This window comes from Synechococcus sp. R3-13 (assembly GCF_047462195.1).
Classification (GTDB): Bacteria; Cyanobacteriota; Cyanobacteriia; order Thermostichales; family Thermostichaceae; genus Thermostichus.
In genome coordinates this window covers 1-2646 of sequence record NZ_JANSIO010000079.1, presented here as the reverse complement: position 1 = coordinate 2646, position 2646 = coordinate 1, and the positions used below count along the sequence as shown (strand labels likewise).

Here is a 2646-nt window from a genome sequence, read left to right as displayed (position 1 = left end):
AGTACCGTTTGGATAAACTCTTGGGGGGGCTGGCAGGCAAATGCAGGGGTGAAGGGGAGCAGTACCACTTGCTCAAAGCCCATTTGCGCCAACAGATCCAGCTTTTCGGCAGGGGGAGTGAGCAACAGCTGAGGCCGCCTCGTCAAGACTTCCTGGGGATGGGGATGAAAGGTGAGGACAGTACGTACCCCCTGAAGAGAATCTCGAATCGGCTGCAGCACCTTCTGATGGCCCAGATGCAAGCCATCGAAGTTCCCGATGGCCACAGCGGTGGGTCGCAAGGTTTGAGCCAGATCAGAAGTGATGTGCACTGTCCGGGATCCTAAAAACAGCCAACCAGCCGCCGCCCTCTACCCCAGAGGCCAAAGCAGGGCCGCCAACCCACTCAGGCCCACCACGCCCCACAAGCTCCGTCGCAGGCGCTGCAACACAGGGTCGATCTGATAGCTGACGATCAGCCGATGCTGTGCCAGCTCCTCTTCTGACTTGACATACATCGCTCCATCGTACCAGCCACTCTCTTCGTAGGGGATCCGGGCCTGCACCAAGCGCCGCCGCACATAAGCCCATCCCAAGTAGAGATGGAGCAACACCAGGCCGAGCAAGACATTGGCCCCCAGCACCGACCCAGAGACAAAGTGGCCCCAATCTCCGGCAAAGCTGCTCCAAACCAGCGGGGAAACCGCCAGCACAACAGCTCCCCAAACCCCAAAGATTCGTTTTAAGTAAGGGATCCACTCCAAAGCGGGCCAGGAAAAAGGAAAGGCCTCCCTCAGCTCTGCATACTGCCGGAGCGGCTGCTGCTCAGGGGGGATGGGATGGAAGGGATCCAGCATAGACCTTAACGTATCTACACAAAATGATATCGGTCGGGTTGGCCCCCCGCCAAGCCCATCCTCAGACCTCCATCTCTCGACGAAGACAGCCTAGAAATCCAGCCCAGGCATCTTCCCGATCAACCGAAGGGGAGCGGGGTATCGTATTTATTGAAGTGTGGTCGCGTCTACAACTTATCCCATCATGAGCGTCACGAGCGAATCTGCCGCCACTGCCGCACCCTATGTAGTCTTAAAAGAGCCGGATGGCAGCCAAAGAAAACACGTTCTCTCGGGAGCGACCGCTTGGACCCTAGGCCGTGATGAGGACAACGCCATCGTCTTGAGCGATCCCAGCGTTTCCCGCCAACATGCCCTGCTGCAATACCTCGACAACAACAGCATCTATCTCATCGATCTGGGCAGCCGCAACGGCTCGTTTGTCAACAATCGCCGCGTCAGCATTCCCACCCTGCTGCAGGATGGGGATCACCTCACCCTTGGACAATCCCAGCTGGAGTTCCACAGCGGATCCCTGGCCAGCTCAGAACCCAGCCCCGCGGCCAAACCTTCGGACACCCTGGTTTTACAAACCCGCTGGCTGATCTCGGTGGCGGTGGTGGATGTGCGAGGGTACGGACAACTGACTCAACAACTGGACGAGCGCCTGCTTTCCCAGGTGATGGGCGATTGGTTCCGGCGGGGTGGGGATATCATTCAGCAGTACGGGGGCAGCGTTGATAAATACATTGGCGATGCGATTATGGCCGTTTGGTTCCATGTGCCCCAGGCCAACACCGCTCCCCTGGGAGGAGTTGAAGCGCCGGGAATTCACCTCGATGTGAAGTCGGTTTTGCAGGCCATAGCGAAGCTGTTTCAAATGACCGAGCAACTGAACGGTGAGTTTCCGCTGCCTTCTCCCATTCGTCTGGGGGCAGGGGTTAACACAGGCTCGGCAATCGTGCGCCAGGTGGGCAACAACACCCGCCAAGAATATACGGCTCTGGGAGATACGGTGAATTTGGCCTTTCGCATCGAGAGCGCTACCCGCACCCTCAACGCCGACCTGGCGATCAGCCAGGACACCTATACCTGCTTGGCCAAACAGCTGGGGCAGGCAGCCGCCTGCTTCTCCCATCAGGCTGTGGAGCTGAAGGGGTATGCCCACCGCCATCAGGTGTACTACTGCGATGTGCGGTCTTTGCAAGCCGTTCTCAGCCCCTAGACTTGGATCCGACTACCCGGAGATGTCTTGCCGCTGTCTGCTGTCTGACAGAGCAAGGTGGGGGATCCCGCTGTTCTTTTAGAACCTCCTGCTGCTCCTTGAGCCGATAAGATGGCAAGGCCCATTTCGACTGCACAAGAGCCTGGCCCATGACTCTGGTCAATCGCCCCGAGGTGGTGGCAGAGCTAACCGAACTCTACCATCAGTACGAAGCTGCCCTGACGAGCAATGATGTGCCCACCCTGAACCGCCTGTTTTGGGATGGCCCCCAGGTGGTGCGCTTTGGGGTGGGGGAAAATCTCTACGGGGGAGAGGAGATCAAGGCTTTTCGCCAACAGCGCCCTCCCACGAATTTGGCCCGCGAGATGCTGCGTTTGCAGGTAGTCACCTTTGGGGAAGATTGCGGCTCGGTCACCTTAGAGTTTCGCCGTCCGGTGAACGGGATCCCTCGCTTGGGCCGCCAAAGCCAGATGTGGTACAGGTTCCCCGATATCGGCTGGAAGATTGTCTCTGCCCACGTGTCGTTTTTGCCGGAAGATCAGGGGGAAATGCTGCGCAAAAGCTGCGGATCCACCTCGCCCACGTAGGTATTCAGCCCAATGGCTG

Annotated in this window: 3 protein-coding genes and 1 pseudogene; 2 read left to right on the top strand and 2 right to left on the bottom strand. The window is 58.4% G+C overall.

The annotated features are described in order from the left end of the window. Together NW856_RS02715 and NW856_RS02710 are read right to left on the bottom strand one after the other, a co-directional pair. A pseudogene (locus NW856_RS02715) lies at positions 1-311 on the bottom strand (bifunctional riboflavin kinase/FAD synthetase); the annotation flags it as partial. 39 nt (positions 312-350) lie between these two features. Further along, on the bottom strand, positions 351-836 hold the full coding sequence (locus NW856_RS02710; protein WP_414398969.1) for a CGLD27 family protein: 486 nt from the start codon (positions 834-836) through the stop codon (positions 351-353). 184 nt (positions 837-1020) lie between these two features. On the opposite strand from NW856_RS02710, the gene NW856_RS02705 reads away from it, so the two are divergent. Next, positions 1021-2040 (top strand): FHA domain-containing protein, encoded by a 1020-nt coding sequence (locus tag NW856_RS02705; protein WP_414398968.1) that lies wholly within the window; start codon positions 1021-1023, stop codon positions 2038-2040. A 149-nt stretch (positions 2041-2189) separates the two neighbouring features. Continuing rightward, the gene (gene hpxZ, locus NW856_RS02700; RefSeq protein WP_414398966.1) at positions 2190-2627 is read left to right on the top strand and encodes an oxalurate catabolism protein HpxZ; all 438 of its coding nucleotides are present in this window, start codon (positions 2190-2192) and stop codon (positions 2625-2627) included. The last annotated feature ends 19 nt before the right edge of the window (positions 2628-2646 follow it).

Excerpts from the sequence above, each read along its gene's own strand:
- NW856_RS02710 (WP_414398969.1), bottom strand. The coding sequence starts at position 836 with ATGCTGGATCCCTTCCATCCCATCCCCCCTGAGCAGCAGCCGCTCCGG.
- hpxZ (WP_414398966.1), top strand. The coding sequence starts at position 2,190 with ATGACTCTGGTCAATCGCCCCGAGGTGGTGGCAGAGCTAACCGAACTC.
- NW856_RS02705 (WP_414398968.1), top strand. The coding sequence starts at position 1,021 with ATGAGCGTCACGAGCGAATCTGCCGCCACTGCCGCACCCTATGTAGTC.